Source organism: Thalassospira mesophila (genome assembly GCF_002115755.1).
In the GTDB taxonomy this organism is placed as follows: Bacteria; Pseudomonadota; Alphaproteobacteria; order Rhodospirillales; family Thalassospiraceae; genus Thalassospira; species Thalassospira mesophila.
Genome location: NZ_JFKA01000007.1, coordinates 72,696 through 97,070, shown reverse-complemented (window position 1 = coordinate 97,070; position 24,375 = coordinate 72,696). Strand labels below are relative to the sequence as shown.

Sequence of the window (24,375 nt, the reverse complement as noted above, 5' to 3'; positions counted from 1 at the left end):
CAGGTCCATACCGAAAGAGCAGCCGAAACGCGATGAACCAATTATATCACGGACATATCGCGACCTTTGTGGGCGGCGCCTTCGGTAACGCCGGTTTGTTTGCATATCAGCACACTTTAGCGAGACGCATTAAACTGGCGGGACCTTCAGGAACAGGTTCCGAATGGTCAAACGTATGCTCATCGACGCAACGCACGCGGAAGAAAGCCGTGTCGTTGTCATAAATGGAAATCGACTAGAAGAATACGACGTAGAAACGTCGACTAAAAAACAGATTAAAGGTAACATTTATCTTGCGAAAGTGACGCGGGTTGAACCCTCGTTGCAGGCCGCTTTTGTTGACTATGGCGGAAATCGTCATGGTTTCCTTGCTTTTAGCGAAATCCATTCCGATTATTATCAAATCCCTGTTGCAGACCGCGAAGCAATTGCCCGGTCTCATTCCCATGCCCCGGCCATGCGGGATGCCGACATTGTCGAAGACAATATTGGTAGCGACAATGATGAAGCCCCGAAAAAAGATAAAAAACCGGTTCGCTCGCGTTCGCGCCGCAAACCGCGCAAAGACGAATCTGCCGCCACGACAGCGGCTGAGAACAGCGACGTTGTAACCTCGTCACATAATGATGACGACGGCGAAGCGCGCGAAAACACCGCAGCAAGTGCAAACAGTGAAACCGGCGAAGACGACACCAAACCGCGTCGCCGCCGGATGCGCAACCGTCGCAAAAAACCCGAAGACGGCGAAAACACCGCCGATAACGCTGCACGCAGCGACGATACCAACGGCAATGACAACGACAATGGCAATAATGGTAACGAAGGTGGATCAAACACCGTTGCGACCATGTCGGCCGAAATCGCCGAAATTTCGGTTGATATTGACGATGCCGAAACCCTTAATGACGACGAACATATCGAAGATTTCGGCGGGGACGACACCGACGAATTTACCGAATCTGTACGCCCGCAAATGCAAAAGCGTTACAAGATTCAGGAAGTTATCAAACGTCGCCAGATTTTGCTGGTTCAGGTCGTCAAGGAAGAACGCGGCAACAAGGGCGCTGCCCTGTCGACCTTCCTGTCGCTGGCCGGTCGTTATTGCGTATTAATGCCCAACACCCCGCGTGGTGGCGGTATTTCGCGCAAAATCACCAATGCCCAGGACCGCAAACGCCTTAAATCAATTTTGGCCGAGCTGGAAATTCCCGGCGGCATGGCAGTTATTGTGCGTACTGCCGGTGCCGAACGGACCAAAGCCGAGATTAAACGCGACTTTGATTACCTGATGCGCCTGTGGGACCGTATTCGCGAAACCACATTGCAAAGCCAGGCCCCGTGCCTGATTTATGAAGAAGCCGACCTGATCAAGCGTTCCATCCGTGACCTTTATGCACGCGATGTTGATGAAGTTCTGGTTGAAGGTGACGAAGGTTACCGCATCGCCAAAGACTTCATGAAAATGCTGATGCCGTCACATGCCAAGCGTGTGCAGCCCTACAAGGACCAGGGCGTTCCCCTGTTCCACCGTTTTCAGGTCGAAAGCCAGCTTGATGCAATGCTGAACCCGGTTGTTCAGCTTAAATCAGGCGGTTACATTGTGATCAACCCGACCGAAGCACTGGTCGCGATCGATGTGAACTCTGGTCGGTCAACCCGCGAACGCAACATCGAAGAAACGGCCTATAAAACCAACCTTGAAGCCGCCGAAGAACTGGCCCGCCAGTTGCGCCTGCGCGATTTGGCCGGCTTGATCGTTGTCGACTTTATCGACATGGAAGACCATCGCAATCAGGGTGCTGTTGAACGCAAGCTTAAAGAAGCAATGCGCAATGACCGTGCCCGGTTACAGATTGGCCGCATCAGCCCGTTTGGTCTGCTTGAAATGTCGCGTCAACGCCTGCGCCCGTCGCTGGTGGAAAGCGCATTTGAGGTTTGCACCCATTGCCGCGGGGTTGGTTTGGTCCGTTCCATCGAAAGTTCGGCCCTGCATCTTTTGCGGGTGATTGAAGAAGAAGGCATGCGCCGCCGTGCGGGTGCCCTGACGGTTCATGTCGCCAGCGAAGTTGCCCTTTACATTTTGAACCGCAAACGCGATTCACTGGCCGAAATCGAAAGCCGTTATGGCTTTACTGTCATGATTTTTGGTGATGACAGCCTGATTTCGCCAGATCATCGCATTGAACGGTCCCGTGCGCCCAAAGCCGGTGAAGAGGAAAATTCTGCGGTTCTCAACACCGACAGCGTGTCGTTGACAGCCATCGAAGCCCCGATTGAACTGGTCGAGGAAGAGCTTGTTGAAAATACAAGCCGCGACGATGAAGAAACCGACACCGACGCCGAAACAGAAACCGGCACCGACAGTGACGACCAGAACAAACGTCGCCGCCGTCGCCGTCGTCGCCGTGGCCGCCCGGACGAGCGTGAAGAAAACACGACCGGCGATAACGACGATACATCGGCAGATGACGACGAAGACGATGATAACGCCCTGTCTGCGGACCAGGGCGGGGATGATGATGGCGAGGATGATGCATCACGCAAGCGTCGTCGTCGTGGCAAACGGGGCGGACGTCGTCGTTCGCGCCGTCAGGAATTTGAAGCCGCACCGCGTGTTGTTTCGCCAACCGATGATCCTGAAGCGACCGAAAAACGCCGTGACCGCGACCATAGCGCGCCAGACGAGACCGATGTTGATGCCATAATCGAAGGCGACAGCGAAGGTCAGGAAGCCGATGAATTTGTTGCAACCGGCGAGGGTGACGAAATTCGCCCGGCCCGCGAACGCAGCACCACGGCACCGGCACCGGCCCGTCAACGTCGCGATCGTAACAGTCGCAACAAGGACAACCGCCGCAACAACCAGAACCGGGATCGTAACGAAGTTCGTAACATCCCCATTCAAAGTGGCCCGGCCCCGGAATCCAGCGGTTCGGAAGTAACTGACGCGGTTGCTCAAACACCTGCACCTGCTGCCTTCGATGCTTCCGCTCCGGCGGCGACATCACCGGCGGCTCCTGCACCTGAAGCCGCCGCAGCGACCGTCACGGCACCCGATACGCACACACCTGTTGCCGAAAACAAACCGGCAGCAAGCGAACCGGTAAAAACCGAGGCCGCCGCACCGGCAGCCGAAATTACCGAAAAACCTGCTCCGGTGGCGTCTGCTGCCCCGGCCCCTGCCCCAATGGCAGAGCTGACAGCCACACCGGCACAGCCAGAACAGGGCGTCACCACCACCGCCAACACTGCGGATGCGGCCCCGGCCGAGGTGACTGCACCAGAGGCACCGGCCAAGCCGAAGCCAAAACGTAAAGGCTGGTGGAGCAACTAACCACACGGTTGCCAGCCAAACGACAAAGGGATGCCAAAAACTGGCATCCCTTTTTTATTGCACTGTCCCGTCCTGAAATACGTTGTCACCCCAAGATTATGTCAGAGGCAAGCGCACCGCGGCGTCTAAGCCGTCCTCGACGAGTTCAGGCATGGAGAACGGGCAGAAACCGGCCAACATACCACGAATTTATCGTTTCCAGTCGCGCAGGGCGTTTACAGCCCCCAGCATGGTTTGTTCGCTATGGGCAAAGGAAAACCGCACATAGGATTTGCCCCGAAACGGGTCAAAATCGGTACCTGGCGTAATCGCAACTCCGGTTTCATCGAGCATTTTTTCACAAAACGCTTCGCTATCGTCGGTATGCTTTGAAACATCGGCATAAAGATAAAACGCGCCGTCGGCCGGGGCAAACTGGTCAAACCCGGCTTTGGGCAACTCGTTGAGCAGAATTTCGCGATTGCGGGCATAGGCCGCGATATTGGCCTGTAATTCGTCTTCGCAATCAAAGGCGGCAACAGCGGCCAACTGCGACAGGGTCGGTGCCGAAATAAACAGGTTTTGTTGCAAACATTCCACCTGACGCACCAGATCAGGCGGCACCACCGCCCAGCCCAAACGCCAGCCGGTCATGGAAAAATATTTCGAGAAGCTGTTCACAATGAAGGCCTCGTCGCCAAATTCAACCGCAGTAGAATCGGGCACGTCGCCAAACGAAATTCCCTGATAAATCTCGTCGGAAATCAGGCGAATACCGTTTTGCTGGCAATAACGCACCAGTTCGGCGAATTTTTCCCGACTAATCATGCTGCCCGCCGGGTTTGACGGGCTTGCCAAAATCAACCCGTCCACCGGTTTGTCCAATGCCTTTAGCATTTCAACGGTTGGCTGATAGTGGCTTTCGGGGCCCGCCATCAGGGTCACGGTTTCAATGCCCAGCGCACCCAGAATATTGCGGTAAGCCGGATATCCCGGTGCGGCCATCGCCACCCGGTCGCCGGCATCAAAAGCAGCCAGAAACGCCAGCACAAAAATGGATGATGATCCGCTGGCGACGCATATGCGCGACGGGTCCAGCGACACGCCAAATTTGGTTTTGTAATGCCCGGCAATGGCGCTGCGCAAAGGTTCCACACCCAAGGCATCGGTATAGCCGATCAAATCACCCTCAAGCGCACGGGCGGCGGCCTCGCGGACTTTTTTCGGGGCTGGTGTGCCCGGTTGGCCAACTTCAAGGTGGTAAACGGCCTTGCCACTTTCCTGGCGCAAATTGGCGGCGCGCAAAACATCCATTACGATGAAAGGCGAAATCGCACCCCGTGCTGATTTTTTCAGCGTCATTTTCTTTCCAGTCCATCAAAAATGAAACCTGCCTGCATGAACCCACACAGGCAGGAAAGTTCTGTATTCGCAAGCGTTACGCCATCATCCGGCGTGGCTGGTTTGGCGGGTATGGCGCGTTAAAAACCGGAATTTCCATGCCCAGCCCCGCCGCGCTAACCCGCGTTACCAATTCGCCATTAACGGCCAACGGCCATACCGCCCCCGGCCGGATCGGCAACAAAACGGCAGCTTTCAGGATGCGGCGGCACACTTCCCGGACAGGAAATAAAGTTAACCGACGAAACGCCCTTGGCATTTTGGCCCACATTGGCGGCACTGCCGGTCCCCACCAGGTCTTCGGCTATTTTTGCGATCTCGGCGGTTGCGCCGGCCGGGGTGTCGGTACCCGCAATGCCATAGTAAAATTCCGATACATTAGGATTAATTTTCAAAACCGGGCCGACCAGCGGTTCGGCAACATCGCCACTGGCAAGGTCAAGACCAAACGCGGTTACACCAACACCGACGCCAAAGGGTTCGTTCATGGTGGTTTCGCAGGCAACAGCATTGGCGGCAAGGTCAACCACCACAAACCCGCTGCGCCCACCGACGGCACTGTTGGCCGGGGCATTGTCAATATCGGCAAGATAACGGTTTAAGACGTCAACAACCGCGCCCTCGCCCGTAATGGCACCGGTACCGGTGGCCGATTTGGGGGCATGGGTGAAATACAGGCTTTCGTTGCCCGATTTCACGGCGGTTGCCTCGCGCCAGACCGGTTTGTAATTGTTAAGGTCTGCCAGCGTCAGGGTGCCACCGGCATTTTGAACCGCGTTTACAATTTGCAAGGCCAGGCCGCCATTATAAAAATCACCGGGGCCTTTAACCCGAAGCGATGTTAACAACGCCCCCAGGCCAAGCTGTTCTACCCGGTCGCCCACTTCAAGCAATTTGCCGTTGCGGCTATAGGTTTGGGCCAGCGACGGGGTCGACAATACCTTGTCACGAGCGGAATCCAGATCCATTTTTAGCGACCGCGACAAGGGCGTGCCAAAACGGGCATCCTGTTCGGCACTGGCAATAAGCTGCCCCCACTGCAAGCGACCATAGCGCGCACTTAAGGCATAAAGGCCGCGCGGAACCCCGGGAACGGCGGTGTGGGTTTGTCCATCGGCGGTTTTGGTGCCCGGGCGCGGCCAGAAATCCAGCACTTCAATTTTTTTGGCCATGCGGTCATGCACCACACAAACCCCGCCGCCGCCAATACCGGCCGATGATGGCTTGGTCACCGTCATGGTCGCATACAGGGCAACGGCGGCATCCGCTGCCGTGCCCCCTGACGACAAAACATCGCGTGCGGTTTGAACAGCCAGCGGTTCATCGCCGGTCACACCACCCAATACACCCTTCACTGCCCCGATCTGGCCAACATTTTGTGGTGTGGTGCTGCAGGCACAAAGCACAGCAGTCATTGCGAAAGCCGCGGCGATCCGCCATGATGGCTGGCCTGCCGACTTTTCGACTGGCCCGGATGAACGAACATACGGAACGCACATTTTGCTTAGACGCATTTTAACACTCACTGCCATTTTCCTTGTTGCCTTGCCCAGCGCAGTATTCGCTCAAGGCCGTTCATTTATCCGTGACACAGAAATCGAAGAAACCCTTCGTCTCTATGCCACGCCCCTGTTCAAGGCCGCCGGTCTCGATCCACAGGCAGTATCGGTTTACATCGTTTCCGATAACAGTCTCAATGCGTTCGTTGCAGGCGGACAGAAACTTTTTATCAATACCGGGCTTTTGTTGAAAGCAGATACTCCTGAACAGGTGATGGGCGTCATCGCCCACGAAACCGGCCACATCGCCGGGGGCCACCTTTCGCGCGTACAAGACCAATTGCGCAATGCCTCGGCAATCTCAATTTTATCAACGGTTTTGGGTGTTGCCGCCGGTGTTGCAACCGGGCGCGCCGACGTTGGCACCGCCGCCGTTATTGGCGGGCAAAACCTGGCGCAACGCAATTTTCTGGCATATTCCCGTACCCAGGAAAGCAGTGCCGACCAGGCAGGGGTTAAATTTCTGACCGAAGCCGGTATTTCGGCCCGTGGCCTGAAAAACTTCATGGAAAAGCTTGAAGGGCAGGAATTGTTAAGTACCGCCAATCAGGACCCGTATCTGCGCAGTCACCCGCTGACACAGGAACGTGTCGATTTTTTAGAAAATTTCGTCGCCCATTCGGCGCTAAAGGATGCCAAGGTTTCACCCGCCCTTTATGAACGCCACGCCCGCATGCGGGCCAAACTGTATGCCTTTACCAGCAGCTTGCAACTTACCCTGCGCCGCTATCCCGATACCGACACCAGCATTGCCGGGCGCTATGCCCGTGCCATCGCCTATTACCGCGACTCGCAACTGGAACCGGCACTGGAACGCATTAACGCCCTGATCGTCGAGGAACCGGAAAACCCCTATTTTGCCGAACTGAAAGGCCAGGTCTTGCTGGAATTTGGCAAGGCGGCCGATGCCATCGCACCTTTGCACAAGGCCGTTGATCAGTCGGGTGGTAATGCACCATTGATCCGTATTTTACTGGCCCATGCGGAACTTGAAACCAACGACCCTGCCATGCTGGACGACGCCAAGCAGAACCTGCTCGCCGCCCTGTCCAAGGAACGCGACAATGCATCGGCCTGGCGTTTTCGCGCCATTACCGAATCGCGGTTAAATAATAACGGCGAGGCATCACTGGCACAGTCTGAATACAGCCTTCTAACCGGGGATCGCAGTGCGGCGCGCTATCATGCTGTGCAGGCGGACCGTCTGCTCACCAGCGGCACCGCCCCGTGGCAACGCGCCCAGGATATTTTGCGTGCCACCGAGCCTGATGACAAAAAATAACCCCACGCAGCATCCCTGAACATCGCGTTATTCAGGGACGCAATGATATTGCCCGTAAACAAAGCTGTGCTATTTCAGCTTGTTGCCTTAACAAACCTGAAAATATGCATAGCACCATGGCAAAACCGTTATCCAAACTTCAACTGTGTCTCCGTCTCTTCCGGTTTAGGCCATGGGTTGGCGTAACGGCATTGGTCATGCTCGCCGCCTGCAGCCTGCCCGGGGCGGGGGTAAATGCCGATGGCGGGTTAAAGCTGCTGTATGCGCCCTTTGCCCTGGAAAATAACAAACTGCCGGAATACTGGCTGTATGTAACGCCACAAGGCGACACAGTCCCGGCAAACCTGCCACAAAATCAAGAATCTGCGCAAGATCGTGCTCCCTCGTCATCTGCTCGACCGGCCCTGTTCTGGGAGGATGTTGATGGGAAAGTTGCGCTGGGTATTGCCGCCTATGGCACACAAAATGATGCCGTCGAGCTGGGCCGCCGCACCAATATAGCTATTTTAAGCACGCCGTTTTTATCGTTTGACTGGCAATTGCAAAACGGGGCTTTGCCCGGTGACGCCACGCTGATTTTAGGTTTCCGCAACCAGAATGCCGATAGCTGGATCGAAACAGATTTTGGCGTTGGCCTGCCCGGTGTCGATTATGTTTTGCAAATTCCGGTCGGTGGCACGCCCGATGCCTTGCCAACGGCGACGCAACCCAATACGCCTGCCCCGGCCCCGACGTTTTGGCAAACCGACTATCTGGACCTTGCAACATTGCATCGGCGCTATTGGCCCAAAGCCGATCCGGCGGGGGTAAAGCTGGTGTGGATCGGCGTCGCATCCCGCCCGCAGCACACGCGTGCCCCTGGCGCTGTGACCTACCTCTCGCATATTTTACTTTCCCGCTAGGGCATGTGTCCCGTATCAAGGTTACAACCAAATATACGCTGGCCATTTTGCCAGATCGCAGACAAAAGGAATTTTGATGGCTTTGTACATTTTGAAAAAAGCTGCGGGTTGTGTGGCAATCGCGCTGCCGCTGGCGATGATGACCCTGTCCCCGGCCCATGCTGCCAGCGATAGCCTGTCTTCGGCACAGCAAAAGCAGGTCGAAAGCATGATCGAAGGATATCTGATGGATCATCCTGATGTCCTGATGCAGGCCCTTCAAAATGTTCAAACCTGGCAAATGAGCGAGCAAACCCGCCGCCAGGACGAAGCCATCGCCCCGGTCTGGAAAGCCCTTGCCGGTAAAGACTCGATCGCACCGTCAGTCGGATCGGCCGATGCACCGGTTACGGTGGTCGAGTTTTTTGATTATCAGTGCGGTTATTGCAAACGCGCATTCGATGATGTGATGGCCATGGCCGATGACGACACCCGGAAAATTCGCACCATTTTTCTTGAACTGCCCATCCTGACACCGGAATCGGTTGTTGCCGCCCGTGCCGCCCTTGCTGCGCAAAAACAGGGGAAATATCTGGAACTGCACCGCGCAATGATGGGCAGCCGTGGCAAACTTAGCAATGACCGGATTGACGAACTGGCCGCCGGAGCCGGCATTGACGTTGCGCAGATGCACAAGGATATGGACAGCGACGATGTCAAAAAGGAACTGTCGCGCAACAGCGGCATGGCCAAAGCCATTGGCGTAAACGGCACGCCCGCCTTCCTGATCAACGGCACCTTGGTGCCCGGTGCGGATATGGAGCGGGTAAAGTCGCTGGTCGATGCCGGGCTGGAAAAAGATTCCTGATCGTCACACCCAAAACCAAACCTCATTGATCGAAACCGATCAATGAGGTCCTCAGTCAGCGCGAGCTTCGCGAAAGCCCTTGCCTTTGCCGGCACAAGCCGCGCGGCGCCGTTGCGCCAAGCAGTTCTCCATGAAAAGACCTCATAGAGAACTGACATTAAACCGCATATGCAGTTTAATGGTTCCGACTTCGAAATAAAAACAACAAGGCCCCGTTTCGGATGCGAAACGAGGCCTTGTTTTTAATCATATCTGGCAAATATCAGATAATACCTGCCAATGGCGATGACGGGTCGGCATAGCTTTTGCGCGGCATCCGCCCGGCCAGGAACGCTTCGCGCCCGGCAATAACCGCATGTTTCATCGCGCGCGCCATGCGAATCGGGTCTTTGGCACCGGCAATGGCTGTGTTCATCAACACACCGTCACAACCCAGTTCCATGGCAAAGGCGGCTTCCGATGCCGTACCAACACCGGCATCGACCAAAACCGGCACAGTGGCATTTTCCTTGATCAGGGCGATGTTGACCGGGTTGATAATCCCCATGCCAGAGCCAATCAGCGAGCCTAACGGCATGATGGCAACACAGCCCATATCTTCCAGAATTTTCGCCTGAATGGGGTCATCACTGCAATAAACCATCACCTCGAACCCTTCTTTAATCAGGGTTTGCGCCGCTTTCAGGGTCTCGGGCATATTGGGATACAGGGTTTTCTGATCACCCAGCACTTCCAGTTTGACCAGGTTCCAGCCCCCGGCCTCGCGCGCCAGACGCAATGTCCGCATCGCATCATCAGCGGTAAAACACCCGGCGGTATTGGGCAAATAAGTGTATTTTTTGGGGTCAACATAATCGACCAGCATCGGCTGGCTGGGGTCGGTCACATTCACCCGGCGCACCGCCACCGTTACAATTTCGGCCCCGGATTCCTCTAGCGCGAGGCGGGTTTCGTCAAAATCCTTGTATTTGCCGGTTCCGACCAGCAAGCGGGATTTAAACGTGCGCCCGGCGACAACAAAACTGTCATCCTGTGCGGCAGCAAGATCGGCGCCAACCGAACCACCGCCAATAAAATGAACAATTTCCAGTTTATCACCCTCGCCAAGCGCGGTTGCGCCGTAGGCCGTTTTGGGAACGATTTCAAGGTTGCGTTCAACAGCCACTTTGCCCGAGGCAATTTGCAATTGCGCAAGCAGGTCCGCTACCGTGGCAGCGTTTTCGATTGTACGGTCTTCACCATTGATCGTAAGGCGCATCTTTTTGCTAAAGTCCCTAATCCTTGGATATTTGGCCGCAGTATGGTCAGCACCCGCTGTGAACGCAAGCCGAGATCGGCTGTTTTAAGGGTGCGGAACCCTCAAATCGGACATCGAACAATAAATTTGCGACAATGCCGGTATATTCCATCGTTGCGATATACCGAATGCAGCGTTGCGTCATACTATCGTCGTGTTATAAACGCTGCACAAACTGTTGGGTATGTGAGACCGGATGACAAAACCCGTCTACATTTTAAATGGGCCAAATCTTAATCTTCTGGGACAGCGTCAGCCCGAAATCTATGGTGCGACCACCCTGGACGATATAAAGGCCCTATGTGAACAGCATGCAGCGTCGATTGGCCTTCAAACCGCCTTTCATCAAAGCAATCACGAAGGCGTTCTGGTTGACCAGATACAGGAAGCCCGTGTAAAGGGGTGCGGCATCATTCTTAATGCTGCGGCCTACACGCATACGTCGGTCGCTATTCTCGATGCCTTGCTGGCATCGGACCTGCCGATCGTCGAGGTACATCTGTCCAATATCCATCAGCGTGACACGTTCAGGCATCATTCCTTCGTCTCGAAGGCCGCAAAAGGCATGATCTGCGGTTTTGGTGCACAGGGTTATGTTCTGGCCCTTGACGCTCTGAAGCCCCTTATTGCCCCCTCATCATAAAAGATAGTCGAAATGAGCAAGTTCAACATCGATAATGACGCCATTCGCCAGCTTGCAGAATTGCTGGACGAAACCAATCTTACGGAAATTGAAGTTGCCGATGGCGACAACAAAATTCGCGTTGCCCGTCAGGGTGTAACCTATGCCGCACCGGCACCGATGGCAGCACCAGCAGGTGCTGCACCTGTGGCCGCAGGCCCGGCGGCGGGTGATTTGTCCGCACATCCGGGGTGCGTTAAATCGCCGATGGTCGGTGTGGTTTATTTTGCACCTGAACCAGGTGCCGCCCCCTTTATCAGCACAGGTGCCACGGTTGCCGAAGGCCAGACCCTGATGCTGATTGAAGCGATGAAAACCTTCAATCCGATCCGCGCACCCAAAGCGGGCAAAATCAGCCAGATCGTCGCAACCGACGGCAACCCCGTCGAATATGACGAACCGCTGGTCATTATTGAATAAGCCGGGGTCATAACCGCAATGTTCGAAAAAATCCTGATTGCCAACCGAGGCGAGATCGCGCTGCGAATTCAGCGGGCCTGCCGCGAAATGGGCATCAAAACCGTCGCGGTGCATTCCACCGCCGACGCCGACGCCATGCATGTGCGTTTGGCTGACGAAGCGGTTTGCATCGGCCCGGCATCTTCGCGCGAAAGCTATCTGAATATCCCGGCCATCCTTTCAGCCGCCGAAATTACCGGCGCCGAAGCGATCCACCCGGGATACGGATTTTTGTCCGAGAATGCCGACTTCGCCGCCATGGTTGAAGAACACGGCTTTGCCTTTATTGGCCCCAGCCCGGAACATATCCGGATGATGGGTGACAAGATTACCGCCAAACAGACCGTTGAAAAACTGGGCATTCCTGTCGTGCCGGGATCTGACGGTGAAATCACCACCGTTGAAGAAGCAAAAAAATGTGCCGCTGATATTGGCTATCCGATCCTGATCAAGGCATCGGGCGGCGGTGGCGGCCGCGGGATGAAGGTTGTCGAGCGCGACGAAGACCTGGCCGAGGCCTTCTCGATGACCCGCAAGGAAGCCATGCAAAACTTCGGCAATGCCGCTGTTTACATGGAAAAATACCTTGGCAAACCGCGCCACATTGAATTGCAGGTCATCGGCGATACCCACGGCAATGCCGTGCATCTTTTTGAACGCGACTGTTCCTTGCAGCGGCGCCACCAGAAAGTCATGGAAGAAGCTCCCTCACCGACCCTGACCGTTGAAGAACGTGACCGGATCGGTACCACGGTGGCCAATGCCATGCGTGACATGGGATATCGCAATGCCGGCACCATCGAGTTCCTCTATGAAAATGGCGAGTTCTATTTCATCGAAATGAACACCCGTTTGCAGGTGGAACATCCGGTAACCGAAGCCATTTCCGGCGTTGATCTGGTGCGCGAACAAATCCGCGTGGCAGCCGGCCTCGAATTGTCGTTTACCCAGGACGATATCGAAATCAACGGCCATGCCATTGAATGTCGGATCAATGCCGAAGACCCGGAAACATTTGTTCCCTCACCGGGGAAAATTACGGAATACCACGCCCCTGGCGGCCTTGGTGTTCGGGTTGATAGCGGCATTTATACCGGCTATTCGATTCCGCCATATTACGACAGCATGATTGCAAAGCTGATTGTACATGGCCGCGACCGGCAGGAATGCATGATGCGTTTGCGCCGCGCCTTAGCCGAATACGCCATTGGCGGCATTAAAACCACGATTCCGTTGCATCAAAAATTGCTGGAAAACCCCGATATTCAGGCAGGGAATTACGACATTCACTGGCTTGAAAAATTCATGGGCATGAAAAAATAACAAAAACCGGGGTCCGATTGGTCCCCGGTTTTTTTGCCTCCTCAAAAGCATTCGCTGATTTTCCAAACCGTAAAATCTGTGTTCAGGTCGGCGAGGCGTTATTCTGTGATTCAGAGTCGGGCTCGACAACAACCGGGATATCTGTACTGTCAGACGGCGGTGTCGCCTGCCCCTGACCCACACCATTTTGCTGAGTTTGTTGTTGCTGCTGTTGTTGCGTATTAACATTTGCCAATGTTGACGAAATCGCCAAAAGCTGGGGGTTGCTGGTCATTTGCTGGACCGACTGACGGATCGCAACAGCCTGGGTTGAATTTGTCGACGACAACGCATTTGCTACCGCAATCGAAGATTGCGCAATCGCCGCCCCCAACGTTGGTGAGGTTGCAAAAACCGCCGGGTTGGAAGCAACACGTACCAGTGCCGTCGTTACCGCCGCAACCGCTGACGGGTTGGCCTGCTGAACAGCGGGACTGGCAACAACACGCGCAGACGCACTTGCAATCATCATTGCCTGTTGCGGTGCTGCGGCCTGAACATCGGCGCGAGAGGCAACCGTCAGGGCGGCCTGTGTAATCGCAATTGCAGCCTGAGGGTTGGTTGCAATCATGCTCTCGCCAAAACTGGCTGTTTGCGCGGCCAGACTTGCCGCCAAAGCAGGGTTCCCCGCGCTTAACGTATTTATGGCAGCAATAATGGCAGCACTATTACCTGAAAGCACCGCAGCACGCAGTGCTGGTGGCAATTGATTGACCACCTGTGTCGATTGCCCCTGTGCCGGGGTTATTCCATACGCACCCAGGAACGCCGAAGAAAGCAGAAAAGCAACGCCAAACGACCCTAGAAGTTTCATGATGCCTCCTAAAAGACAACGTGTTAAGAAAAAGCGCGCCTTACGATGCGCTTGGGCCTCAGTTTTCTCAATCGGTATTTCAGTCCCTATACTTCTTGGCTTGCGATAATAGAGCGAACCGGAACACGCCCTTTTCAGCGATTTGGCACAAACAAGCCGGCAAAAGATCAATACTGTGAACCCCGGCGAAAAATTCATTTCGCCACCGCACTATAGAATAGATCAATGTTCATCTTGTTGCGGCAGGTTAGATACACATATGAAAAGGGAACTGACAGGATATGCCTGTCGACATAATCGGGATGTGCGATCATTACGGCCATCATGTCTAATCATCTGACACCAGAACTTCTAATCCGTGCCTATTCGGTCGGGTTGTTTCCCATGGCTGAAAGTCACGACGACCCGACCCTGTACTGGATTGATCCGGAATGGCGCGGCATTTTGCCGCTTGACGGTTTTCATGTGCCCCGCAGCCTGCGCCGGGTGGTGCGGCGTGGTGACTTTACCATTCGCGTTGATAGTGATTTTTCCGGCACCATTGCCGCCTGTGCAGCCACGACGGACAATCGCGAGGAAACATGGATTAATGCCAGCATCCGCGAAGCCTATTGCCGCCTCCATCAAATGGGCTGTGCGCATTCCATTGAAGCATGGCAAGACGGCGAACTGGTTGGCGGTCTTTACGGGGTTAGTCTGGGCCAGGCGTTTTTTGGTGAAAGCATGTTTTCACGCGCGACCAATGCCTCCAAGGTCGCGCTGGTGCATCTGGTTGCCTTGATGCGACAAGGGGGTTATCAACTGCTTGATACCCAGTTCGTTAATGATCACCTCAAGCAATTTGGTGTCGTCGAAATATCGCGGGAAAAATACCGTGCAAAGCTGGCCAATGCCCTGACCGGGCGCGCCAGCCTGGCATTCGAGGCCGATCAGGCATCGATTGATGCCGTCTTGTACAAAGCCGCCTATCCGGCAAAGCCCTGATACCGGCCACGCGCAGCAAATCGCGATACACCGCCCGACCAGCACATAACCTGCCCCCCCCGGCTACCCTTACACAGGCATCAGGGTACTTATTTTCTGCTGCCAACAGGCCCACGTCGCCCGTTGCAACAAGGGCGGAACCCGTTTGGCCCCGCCCTTTTGTGCATCGTTTTTATACTGGAATCCTAGAACAGGAAACGAACACGCAAGGTGCCGTTAATCGCTTCAAGTTCCTTGCGAATGCCAAGGCCCGGTTTGATTTCGTCGTCGACTTCGACCACGACATAACCAACCCCGCCTTCAGAACGCAAATACTGGCCGGAAATATTCATGCCACGGGTGGCAAACACATCGTTGATTTTGGAAATAACACCGGGAACGTTGCGGTGAATATGCATGAAACGGGTATGCTTGCGGTTTTTAACCGGCAACGCCACTTCGGGGAAGTTCACCGCCCCCAGGGTAGATCCGTTATCGGAATAGGTAATCAGCTTGTCGGCAACTTCGACGCCGATATTTTCCTGTGCTTCCTGGGTGGACCCGCCAATATGGGGGGTCAGGATCACGTTTGTCATACCGCGAAGCGGGCTTTCAAACTGTTCGCCTTTGCCTGCCGGTTCAACCGGGAACACGTCAATGGCCGCACCGGCCAGATGGCCGCTTTCAAGGGCGGCCGCCAGATCTTCGATCACGACAACATTGCCCCGTGCCGCATTGATGAAATGCGCACCGGGCTTCATTTTGCCCAGTTCAACCGAGGTGATCATGTTTTTGGTCTGCTCGGTCGCGGGAACATGCAACGATACCACATCGGCACGGGCCAAAAGATCGTCCATGCTGACGCACGAGGTTGCATTGCCCATCGCCAGCTTGTTGATCACGTCATAATAAATAACGTTCATGCCTAGCGATTCGGCCAAAACCGACAATTGCGACCCGATATGACCATACCCGATGATGCCCAGCGTTTTACTGCGTGCCTCAAACGAGCCTTTGGCGTTTTTCAGCCAGCCACCAGCATGTGCCGATGCATTGCGCTGCGGAATACCGCGCATCAGCATAATGATCTGGCCCAGCACCAGTTCGGCGACCGAACGGGTATTGGAATAAGGCGCATTAAACACCGGAATACCGCGCATGGCGGCTGCCGTCAGATCAACCTGGTTGGTACCGATACAAAAACAGCCAATCGATGTTAATTTCGGCGCGGCATCAATAATTTCTTCGGTCAGCTTGGTGCGGGATCGTATACCCAGAAAATGCGCCTCGGAGACGACAGATTTCAGTTCGTCAGCGTCAAGAGCAGCGGGATACAGGTCGACATTGGAATAACCGGCCTCCCGAAACATTTTAACAGCATTTTCATGGATACCTTCGAGCAGAACAATTTTAATCTTGTCCTTCTCCAACGAAAGCTTGCTGATCACGGCGTACCATCCTTTTCTTCGAAGAATATGCTGGGGTTTTTCCCAAGCCGTTCATGAAATAGGACCAACTTGGCGCGACGTCAAAGGCTTTCCCTTGCACATATACGCATTGCGCCTATCTTTTGAACGCATATACCGGGTTCTGCGTAGGCTTTCTCACCGGCCTGCCTGCCGCCTGCCAATGGGGAAAAAATTTGCCAATCGAATTAAAAACCGCCACCGATATCCACCAAATCGGGGCCGACGCATGGGATGCCTGCGCCGGTTCGGCCAACCCGTTTGTCAGTTTTGCCTTTCTTTCAGCGATGGAAGACAGCCGGTCTGCTCATGCTGATACCGGCTGGCAACCGTTTCATATTATCTGCACCGATGATGATGGCACCATTGCCGGGGTTGCCCCGCTTTATGTCAAAGGGCATTCATACGGCGAATATGTTTTTGACTGGGCCTGGGCCGATGCCTTTCAGCGTGCCGGGGGGAAATATTACCCCAAACTGCAATCGGCCGTGCCGTTTTCACCCGTTCCCGGCCCGCGTTTGCTGGTGCGGGCCGACCACCCCGCCCCCAATGATATTCGCAAGGCCCTGGCCCAGGGATTAGCCGCCCTGCCCGAGCAACTGGGCCTTTCGGGGGTGCATGTAACATTTTGCAGCGCGGAAGAAAGCCAGATCATGGCCGATAGCGGGTTTTTGCCCCGTGTCGGCATTCAGTATCACTGGAAAAACCGGGGCTATGGCAGCTTTGACGATTTTTTAGGGGCGCTTAATTCGCGCAAGCGCAAAAACATTCGCAAGGAACGCCGCCAGGTGATCGAAGCGGGCTACAGCTTTGCCGCACTGTCGGGCGATGATTTAAAAGCCCGGCACTGGGACCGGTTTTTTGATTTTTACCGCGACACAACAGATCGCAAATGGGGTGAAGCCTATTTGACCCGCGATTTTTTCGCGCTGTTACATGACCGGCTGCGCGACAATGTTGTTTTGGTCACTGCCACGCATGATGGCGAGATTGTCGCCGGGGCGCTGAACATGATTGGCGACAAAACCCTGTACGGGCGCAATTGGGGCAGCATTGACCGCACCCCGATGCTGCATTTTGAAACCTGTTATTATCAGGCGATTGACCTTGCCATCGAACGTAAACTTGAAACCGTGGAAGCCGGGGCACAGGGCGAACACAAAATTCAACGCGGGTATGAACCGGTCTTAACCCATTCGGCCCATTATTTGCGGCATGAAGGTCTGCGGGCGGCCATTGCACAGTTTCTGGAACAGGAACGCGCCGGTATTGAACAAGACAGCCTGTTTATCAAGGAAGAACACAGCCCGTATCGACAGGGCGATTAAACCATCTTGATGGTTCATCATGCCAAAGGCCGGAACATATATGGTTCCGGCCTTTGGTAATTTTTGCGGTTGTGTGTTCGCCGTTAAACGTTCCGGACCTCGTCCAGAAAGCCATGAACATGGACCCGCAACTGGTCATTTGCCGCAGATAACCGGCCAACACATCCCAACTGGCCGCTTGAAAGCGTGCCGCTTTCAGTTACGGCACGCGCAACACTGCTGACCGCACTGCTGATCTGCTGGTTGCCATTGGCAACGCCGTCCACACTGCGCGATATTTCGTGGGTGGCGGCCCCCTGTTCCTCGACAGCGCTGGCAACAACCGCCATCAGGCCTTCGATATTACGGATCGTTTCGGCAAAGTTCCGCACAGCCGCCGCTGCCGCCCCGGTTTCGGACTGCATTTCGGTAATTTTAGCCGTAATCTGTTCGGTTGCACGGGCCGTTTGCGCCGCCAGATTTTTAACCTCGCCCGCAACCACGGCAAACCCTTTACCAGCTTCGCCAGCACGTGCCGACTCGATGGTGGCATTTAGGGCTAAAAGATTGGTCTGGTTGGCAATATCGCTAATCAGATTAACAACTTCGCCAACGCTTTGCGCTGCTTCGTTTAACTGCAAAACCCGCTGGTTGGTTTGCTCGGTATCGCGAACGGCCTGCTGGGCAATGGTGGTTACCTGGGAAATCTGGTGTGAAATTTCCGTGATCGACGACGACAATTGCGACGTGGCCGTGGCGACGGTTTCGATATTTGCCGTTGATTCCTCGGCCTGCTGGGCCACATTCTGGGCATCGTCATTGGCGCGCGCCGAATGAGTGGAAAGCTGCTCGGATGCCCCACGGACTTCGCCCAGGGCTGTGTTCACAATTTGCAAAACGTCATTGATCTGGCGGTCAAACTGGTCGGACAAATTCCCCACCTGACGGCTTCTTTCAAGCTGACGTTCGACCTCGATGCGCTCCTGTTCCGACAAACGCAGGCGTTCGGCGGCATTTTCGCGAAAAACCCGCAAAGCCCGCGACATATCGCCAACTTCATCGGTTCGTTTCATTTCGGCAATCTGCACATTCACATCGCCCGCAGCAAGCTGGCTCATGGCTGTGGTCATTTTACGAATGGGCATGGCAATCATGCGCGACAGTACCATCGCAAACAAAACCGCAATTCCAACCAGAAACACCACACCGACCGACAATGTCACTTTAAAAAACGTCATTGCATCGTTGCGGGTTATTTCAAGACTGGCACGGGCCTGATCGATATATGCCTCCAGCTCACGGGCGGCATCGCTGGCTTGCAAGGCCACCGCGCGGGGCTCGCCCGACGCCTCGATGGCACGGGCATGATTAACTGTCAGATATTGCCGCATCAATCGGGTCTGGGTATTGGCGATGGTTTCCCAATCCGCAATCGCGGTTTTCATTTCGGTTGCCAGACGGCGAATTTCCCCATCACCGATCGAGGATTTCATCAACTGGTCAATACCGGCATCGGTTTGTTCAATGGCCGCCTGATAGGCGGTTAATCCTTCGCGATCCCCGGTCATTAGAAAATATGTCATTTCCTGGCGGGCACTGCGATAGGCACGGTCAATCTCGTTGAAGTTTTCTTCAAGGCCGGTCAAACGCGTACTGCGTTCACTCGCGCCTTGAACCAGCCACATCGCATAAAGCCCGGTCGCCCCGACTGCCAGAATTACCGCCACAATAACGGCAAAGCAGGCCGCAAGTTTGGTCGGAATAAGCATGTTTTTTATCAACATCATGATACTTGCTCCCTTAAAGGCCCTTGCGGCGTGCGAGTTCGGTGAGATTAACTTCGATGGTGACAGCCCCGATCGGTTTACGGGCAGCATCAATCAGTGTCATGCTCAACTGGGAACGCCAGTTATCCGCGCTTTCATTATATTCAGCTTCATCGATAAAAACGGCATCGGCCCCGACCAGATAGGTCTTCTGAAACTTCGCTTCATCGCCCTGCCAGAAATCCGATGTGATCGCGCTTTGGCCAACATTAAGGCCATGGGCATCCATGACGAAAATTTCGCTGAAAAGCCCGCCAGACTGCGCCTGGATTTGCGTCAGGTAATTCGAGAGCGGATTGGTCAGAACGGCGGCGACCCTGGGCTGGTCATCCGAATCGCGTTCGGTGCGCCATTCCTTGTCGGCGGCGTCAATATCGGCCTGCGACAGGTTTGCATTGCGCCGGTTTTGCCCCAGCACCGAAATTTCGACCACCGGGTTGGCAAGCCAGTCATGGACTGAAGCAATTACCGCCTTATCAATCAGGCTGTTTGCCGCGGCGGGCGCTGCCTGTTTTGCCACGCCCCCACCGGTCATCCCCACCAAGGCAAGCCCCGCCATGGTTACGACTTGCATCAGTTTTTGAAATTGCTTCATCAATTGTCCTTTGCCATCCGCTGCACCGCCCATCGTTAAAGGTTGGGGGCGTGCGCCATAATTACCAGACAATCGTCAGTTTTTCTGTCTGGGTGTATGTTAAACATATACCAACAGACAGGGTGTCCTTATCCCAATTTGGGGAGTATCTTTTGCTCTGACCTGCGCCATATTTCAGGCAAGAAAAAAGCGGCGATACGAAATCGCCGCTAAGTTTTGGTTGGGACACGAGCAAACTGCAGAAGATTACGTTGTTCCAGGCGCACCGTAGCGCGCCCCTGCACAGAACAACTGTCCACTCCCTACTATGCAGATAGCGTGCCAGTTTTTAAAAAAGGCTATTTCGCAGGACTGCGCGGTATAGAGAGGTAATACTTTTGAAGTATAGTTCGCATTTTTGCAAAATGAGAATAATTTTTTGCAATTTGCAAAAATCACTTTAGCTTTTTGCAAATCCGGCAAATGTCTTCACCCCAAAGCAAGGCCTGCCGCAATTCAGAGCGCACAAAAACAGCATCCGCGATTGGTTTTTGCAATAAAAATGGCAATGACGACTTAAAATTACGCGGCGCCATTTGGGATAGGATAAGCCGTTTGGATAGGTAAAATCCGTGATTCCCCGAAAGAAGAATAGGCCAGCACGCGTAAGATACGACTAGCGATACTTTTTCTTTTTGCCCACACCGGGTTTTTTGCCGAAATTTAAAAGTGCGGGCGCGTTCTGGATAATCTCCTGGAGAATATCCTTGGCCATTTCCAGGTCGTCCCGTGCGCTTTCGTCAAGGTCACTTTGATAACGCGGATCGGACAACATTTTTTCCGCTTCAAACAATGTTCGAAGCTCGCTTTGGAATAACTCGCGCGAGCCCAGCGGCAAAAATGCCTTTGCACTCATCACAAAAAAGAACTTGAGGCTGGTTTTAATCACCAGCCGCAACATCAGCACCTGCAATTTATGAAATTGCGTTTCCAGATCATCTTTGCGAGGATGCGCATCAAGGGCGGCCAGGCGCTCGGCCAGGATCAGCGACAGAGCCTTGAAATTATCGACCTGCTCGCGAAACGGTCGATAGCGGGTAACGTCGGTGGCATCGGCCATGGCTTCAAGCTCGGCGGCGATAGATACCAGAATACGCCCACGCTTTTCCAACTGCGACAGAAAATGCTCGACCTCAATGATTTTTTGTTTTTGTGTCGATGAATTCATAAAATGTCGAAATAGCCCCAACTAAAAATGCATCCGGTCCCAAGAACCGGATGCATTACAAGATACTATGCTACGTGTCGATAGCAAGCCTGAACAACAAACCTCGAAAAATCGATCACAACAATTGACCAGATCTACTCGGCCATTTCCGGATCACGCTTTTCACTGCTGTCTTCACTATGACCGGGGAAATGAAAAACAACACCATCTCCCTCGATATCGATCAGGACCGCGCCGCCTTTTTCAAGCTTGCCAAACAAAAGCTCTTCTGCCAGCGGTTTTTTGACATGCTCCTGAATGACACGCCCCAGCGGACGCGCCCCAAATGCCGGATCATATCCGCGCTCGGCCAGCCATGCCCGGGCGGCTTCGGTCAGCTCAATCGACACATTGCGATCCGCCAGCTGGGCTTCAAGCTGCAGGATAAATTTGTCGACCACCATCTTGACCACATCGGGCTGCAGATGGGTGAACGGAATAACCGCATCCAGCCGGTTGCGGAATTCAGGACTAAAGGTGCGTTTTATGGCTTCCTCGTCCTCGCCAATGCGTTGCTCGCGCATAAAGCCGATGGCCGGCTTGGCCATATCGGACGCACCCGCGTTGGTCGTCATCACCAGCACGATATTGCGGAAATCAACCGTCTTGCCGTTATTATCGGTCAGCTTGCCATGATCCATAACCTGCAACAGAATATTGAACAGGTCCGGATGGGCCTTTTCAATTTCATCAAGCAGAACCACCGCATGGGGATGCTGATCAACGGCATCGGTCAAAAGACCGCCCTGATCAAACCCGACATAGCCAGGAGGCGCACCAATCAGGCGTGAAACGCTGTGGCGCTCCATATATTCTGACATGTCAAAGCGAACAAACTCAATGCCCATGACAGTGGCCAGTTGTTTGGTGACTTCAGTTTTACCAACCCCGGTCGGCCCCGAGAACAAATAAGACCCGATCGGTTTTTCAGGCTCACGCAAACCGGCACGGGCCAGCTTGATGGCACTTGAAAGCGCCTCGATCGCCTTATCCTGACCAAACACCACCGTTTTCAGGTCACGTTCAATATTTTGCAATGCCTTACGGTCATCGCTGGATATCGATTTGGCCGGAATACGGGCAATTTTGGCGACAATTTCTTCAACGTCGCGCTTACTGATCGTGCGTTTGCGCTTGCTGGGCGCAACCAGCATCCGCGATGCCCCAACTTCGTCAATCACATCAATGGCACTGTCGGGCCGCTTGCGATCATTGATATAGCGCGACGCCAGCTCGACCGCCGAACGAATGGCCTCGTTGGTATAACGCACGTGGTGATGCTCCTCGTAATAGGGCTTTAACCCCTTGAGGATCTTGATGGTGTCTTCGAGTGACGGCTCATCGACATCGATTTTCTGGAAACGACGCACAAGCGCGCGGTCTTTTTCAAAATGCCCGCGAAATTCCTTGTAGGTCGTCGACCCGATGCACCGCAGCGAGCCACTTGCCAAGGCCGGTTTAAGAAGGTTAGAGGCATCCATCGCACCACCCGATGTGGCACCTGCGCCGATCACGGTGTGGATTTCATCAATGAACAGCACGGCATTGTCGTGCTCTTCAAGTTCTTTGACTACGGCCTTCAAACGTTCTTCGAAATCACCGCGATACCGGGTTCCCGCCAGAAGCGATCCCATATCAAGGGCAAAAATCGTTGCCCCGATTAGAACTTCAGGCACATCACCATCGACAATGCGCTTGGCCAGCCCCTCGGCGATAGCCGTTTTACCGACACCCGGATCCCCCACATAAAGCGGGTTGTTTTTGGTGCGGCGGCATAGCACCTGAATGGTGCGGTCAATTTCGCTTTGACGGCCAATCAGCGGGTCAATTTTACCTTTTTGCGCCTTGGCGTTCAAATTAACGCAATACGCCTTTAACGCCTCGCCTTCCTTGGCCGCACCGGCTTCCTCGGCATCGGCCGGGCCGGGCGCAATCGGGTCTTCCTCGGCGCCACGCGGCACGCGGCGTTCATTTAATTCGGGTGTTTTTGCAATGCCATGTGAAATGTAATTCACGGCATCAAGACGCGTCATATCTTGCAATTGCAGATAATAAACCGCGTGGGATTCGCGTTCGGAAAACAGGGCAACAAGCACATTGGCCCCGGTTACTTCCTCACGACCAGAGGATTGCACATGGATCGCGGCGCGCTGGATAACACGCTGAAAACCTGCTGTCGGCTTGGGATCCACCAGCCGGGCACTAATCAGCCCGGACAATTCGCTATCGGCGAAATCGCGCAATTCGTTGCGCAAGCGGTCAACATCAACCCGGCAGGCCTTGAACACTGCAACCGCGTCCTGATCTTCGGTCAAAGACAGCAATAAATGCTCTAAAGTTGCATATTCGTGGCGCCGCTCGGATGCATATGCAAGCGCTCGGTGCAGGCTTTCTTCCAGATTACGTGAGAGCATGTATGACTACTCCTTCTCTATCGTGCACTGCAGCGGATGCTGATTCTGGCGTGCAAGGTCCATCACCTGATTGACCTTGGTTTCAGCGATTTCGTAGGTAAACACACCACAAATACCAACGCCCTTGCGATGAACCTGCAACATGATTGCCGTCGCTTCCTCGCGCCCCTTGCCAAAAAACTGTTCCAGGACGAGAACGACAAATTCCATCGGTGTGTAGTCATCGTTAAGCAACAACACCTTGTACATCGCCGGTTTTTTGGTTTTCGGCCGCGTCTTTGTTACAACTCCCGTGTTCGGGAGACCGTCACCTTGATTGCCCTGATCACTCATAACCTGCTAACCGGAATCCTTTTTGTTGCGCCTTGTAAAACATGATAGGTCAACACGCCCCTGTTTCAAAGCCCCGTAACGTTCACCCGCCAATTCAGCAGGCATTTACATGTCATGTAAGCTGCGATTACGGCGGCGCAAGATGCCACGCCAAAACTAGCCCTCCCGCCAAAACACCCCTTTGTGATCGTCAATCGCCCCTTGTCGAACGAAAAAGTCGAACGAAAAAACGGGCGCGATCCAAGACCACACCCGTTCCCTGTCCGATTTTACCCCTGGGGCATAATCGGCACCCGCTATCCCCGGA

Annotated in this window: 19 protein-coding genes; 9 read left to right on the top strand and 10 right to left on the bottom strand. The window is 54.3% G+C overall.

Annotated features, from left to right (window positions below; genetic code table 11):
- Positions 1-163: 163 nt before the first annotated feature.
- Complete coding sequence (locus TMES_RS15365; protein WP_085584114.1) at positions 164-3,334, top strand: Rne/Rng family ribonuclease; 3,171 nt, start codon at positions 164-166, stop codon at positions 3,332-3,334.
- Between the two features lie 189 nt (positions 3,335-3,523).
- Here TMES_RS15365 and TMES_RS15360 read toward each other — a convergent pair whose 3' ends face one another.
- Together TMES_RS15360 and TMES_RS15355 are read right to left on the bottom strand one after the other, a co-directional pair.
- Positions 3,524-4,675, bottom strand: a complete 1,152-nt coding sequence (locus TMES_RS15360) for a pyridoxal phosphate-dependent aminotransferase (protein WP_085584112.1) — start codon at positions 4,673-4,675, stop codon at positions 3,524-3,526.
- 179 nt (positions 4,676-4,854) lie between these two features.
- Entirely contained in the window at positions 4,855-6,129 is a 1,275-nt protein-coding gene (locus tag TMES_RS15355; protein ID WP_245835473.1) for a gamma-glutamyltransferase, read from the bottom strand.
- Between the two features lie 85 nt (positions 6,130-6,214).
- Between TMES_RS15355 and TMES_RS15350 the strand changes: the two genes are divergently transcribed.
- From TMES_RS15350 to TMES_RS15340, 3 genes are all read left to right on the top strand, one after another.
- Positions 6,215-7,555: a M48 family metalloprotease gene (locus TMES_RS15350; protein ID WP_085584108.1), complete on the top strand. Its 1,341-nt coding sequence runs from the start codon at positions 6,215-6,217 to the stop codon at positions 7,553-7,555.
- A gap of 197 nt (positions 7,556-7,752) precedes the next feature.
- A complete protein-coding gene (locus tag TMES_RS15345) occupies positions 7,753-8,457 on the top strand; it encodes a hypothetical protein (RefSeq protein ID WP_085584106.1) in 705 nt (234 codons plus the stop codon).
- Positions 8,458-8,533: 76 nt separating this feature from the next.
- Entirely contained in the window at positions 8,534-9,304 is a 771-nt protein-coding gene (locus tag TMES_RS15340) for a DsbA family protein (RefSeq protein WP_085584105.1), read from the top strand.
- Positions 9,305-9,566: 262 nt separating this feature from the next.
- Here TMES_RS15340 and thiS read toward each other — a convergent pair whose 3' ends face one another.
- Entirely contained in the window at positions 9,567-10,562 is a 996-nt protein-coding gene (gene thiS, locus TMES_RS15335; protein WP_085584103.1) for a sulfur carrier protein ThiS, read from the bottom strand.
- A 235-nt stretch (positions 10,563-10,797) separates the two neighbouring features.
- Between thiS and aroQ the strand changes: the two genes are divergently transcribed.
- From aroQ to accC, 3 genes are read left to right on the top strand one after another with little or no spacing between them, the layout of a single operon-like run.
- Positions 10,798-11,244 (top strand): type II 3-dehydroquinate dehydratase, encoded by a 447-nt coding sequence (aroQ, locus tag TMES_RS15330; RefSeq protein WP_085584101.1) that lies wholly within the window; start codon positions 10,798-10,800, stop codon positions 11,242-11,244.
- Between the two features lie 12 nt (positions 11,245-11,256).
- Positions 11,257-11,703, top strand: coding sequence for an acetyl-CoA carboxylase biotin carboxyl carrier protein (locus TMES_RS15325; protein ID WP_085584099.1), 447 nt, complete (start codon positions 11,257-11,259; stop codon positions 11,701-11,703).
- 18 nt (positions 11,704-11,721) lie between these two features.
- Positions 11,722-13,065, top strand: coding sequence for an acetyl-CoA carboxylase biotin carboxylase subunit (accC, locus tag TMES_RS15320; RefSeq protein ID WP_085584097.1), 1,344 nt, complete (start codon positions 11,722-11,724; stop codon positions 13,063-13,065).
- Between the two features lie 82 nt (positions 13,066-13,147).
- On the opposite strand, the gene TMES_RS15315 is transcribed toward accC, so the two are convergent.
- Positions 13,148-13,918: a hypothetical protein gene (locus tag TMES_RS15315; protein ID WP_085584095.1), complete on the bottom strand. Its 771-nt coding sequence runs from the start codon at positions 13,916-13,918 to the stop codon at positions 13,148-13,150.
- 324 nt (positions 13,919-14,242) lie between these two features.
- Between TMES_RS15315 and aat the strand changes: the two genes are divergently transcribed.
- Positions 14,243-14,902, top strand: a complete 660-nt coding sequence (gene aat / locus TMES_RS15310; protein ID WP_085584093.1) for a leucyl/phenylalanyl-tRNA--protein transferase — start codon at positions 14,243-14,245, stop codon at positions 14,900-14,902.
- Between the two features lie 185 nt (positions 14,903-15,087).
- Here the strand turns inward: aat and serA are convergent, their stop codons facing one another.
- Complete coding sequence (gene serA, locus TMES_RS15305; RefSeq protein ID WP_085584091.1) at positions 15,088-16,329, bottom strand: phosphoglycerate dehydrogenase; 1,242 nt, start codon at positions 16,327-16,329, stop codon at positions 15,088-15,090.
- A 194-nt stretch (positions 16,330-16,523) separates the two neighbouring features.
- Here serA and TMES_RS15300 point away from each other — a divergent pair, with 194 nt between their 5' ends.
- Positions 16,524-17,675, top strand: coding sequence for a GNAT family N-acetyltransferase (locus TMES_RS15300; RefSeq protein ID WP_085584282.1), 1,152 nt, complete (start codon positions 16,524-16,526; stop codon positions 17,673-17,675).
- A gap of 83 nt (positions 17,676-17,758) precedes the next feature.
- Here the strand turns inward: TMES_RS15300 and TMES_RS15295 are convergent, their stop codons facing one another.
- The 5 genes from TMES_RS15295 to clpS form a co-directional block, all read right to left on the bottom strand.
- Entirely contained in the window at positions 17,759-19,441 is a 1,683-nt protein-coding gene (locus TMES_RS15295) for a methyl-accepting chemotaxis protein (protein WP_085584089.1), read from the bottom strand.
- Between the two features lie 13 nt (positions 19,442-19,454).
- Positions 19,455-20,075: a hypothetical protein gene (locus TMES_RS15290; protein WP_085584087.1), complete on the bottom strand. Its 621-nt coding sequence runs from the start codon at positions 20,073-20,075 to the stop codon at positions 19,455-19,457.
- Between the two features lie 655 nt (positions 20,076-20,730).
- Positions 20,731-21,282, bottom strand: coding sequence for a hypothetical protein (locus TMES_RS15285; protein WP_085584084.1), 552 nt, complete (start codon positions 21,280-21,282; stop codon positions 20,731-20,733).
- A gap of 134 nt (positions 21,283-21,416) precedes the next feature.
- Positions 21,417-23,735 (bottom strand): ATP-dependent Clp protease ATP-binding subunit ClpA, encoded by a 2,319-nt coding sequence (gene clpA, locus TMES_RS15280; protein ID WP_085584082.1) that lies wholly within the window; start codon positions 23,733-23,735, stop codon positions 21,417-21,419.
- Between the two features lie 6 nt (positions 23,736-23,741).
- Positions 23,742-24,068: an ATP-dependent Clp protease adapter ClpS gene (gene clpS / locus TMES_RS15275; RefSeq protein WP_085584080.1), complete on the bottom strand. Its 327-nt coding sequence runs from the start codon at positions 24,066-24,068 to the stop codon at positions 23,742-23,744.
- Positions 24,069-24,375: the final 307 nt, after the last annotated feature.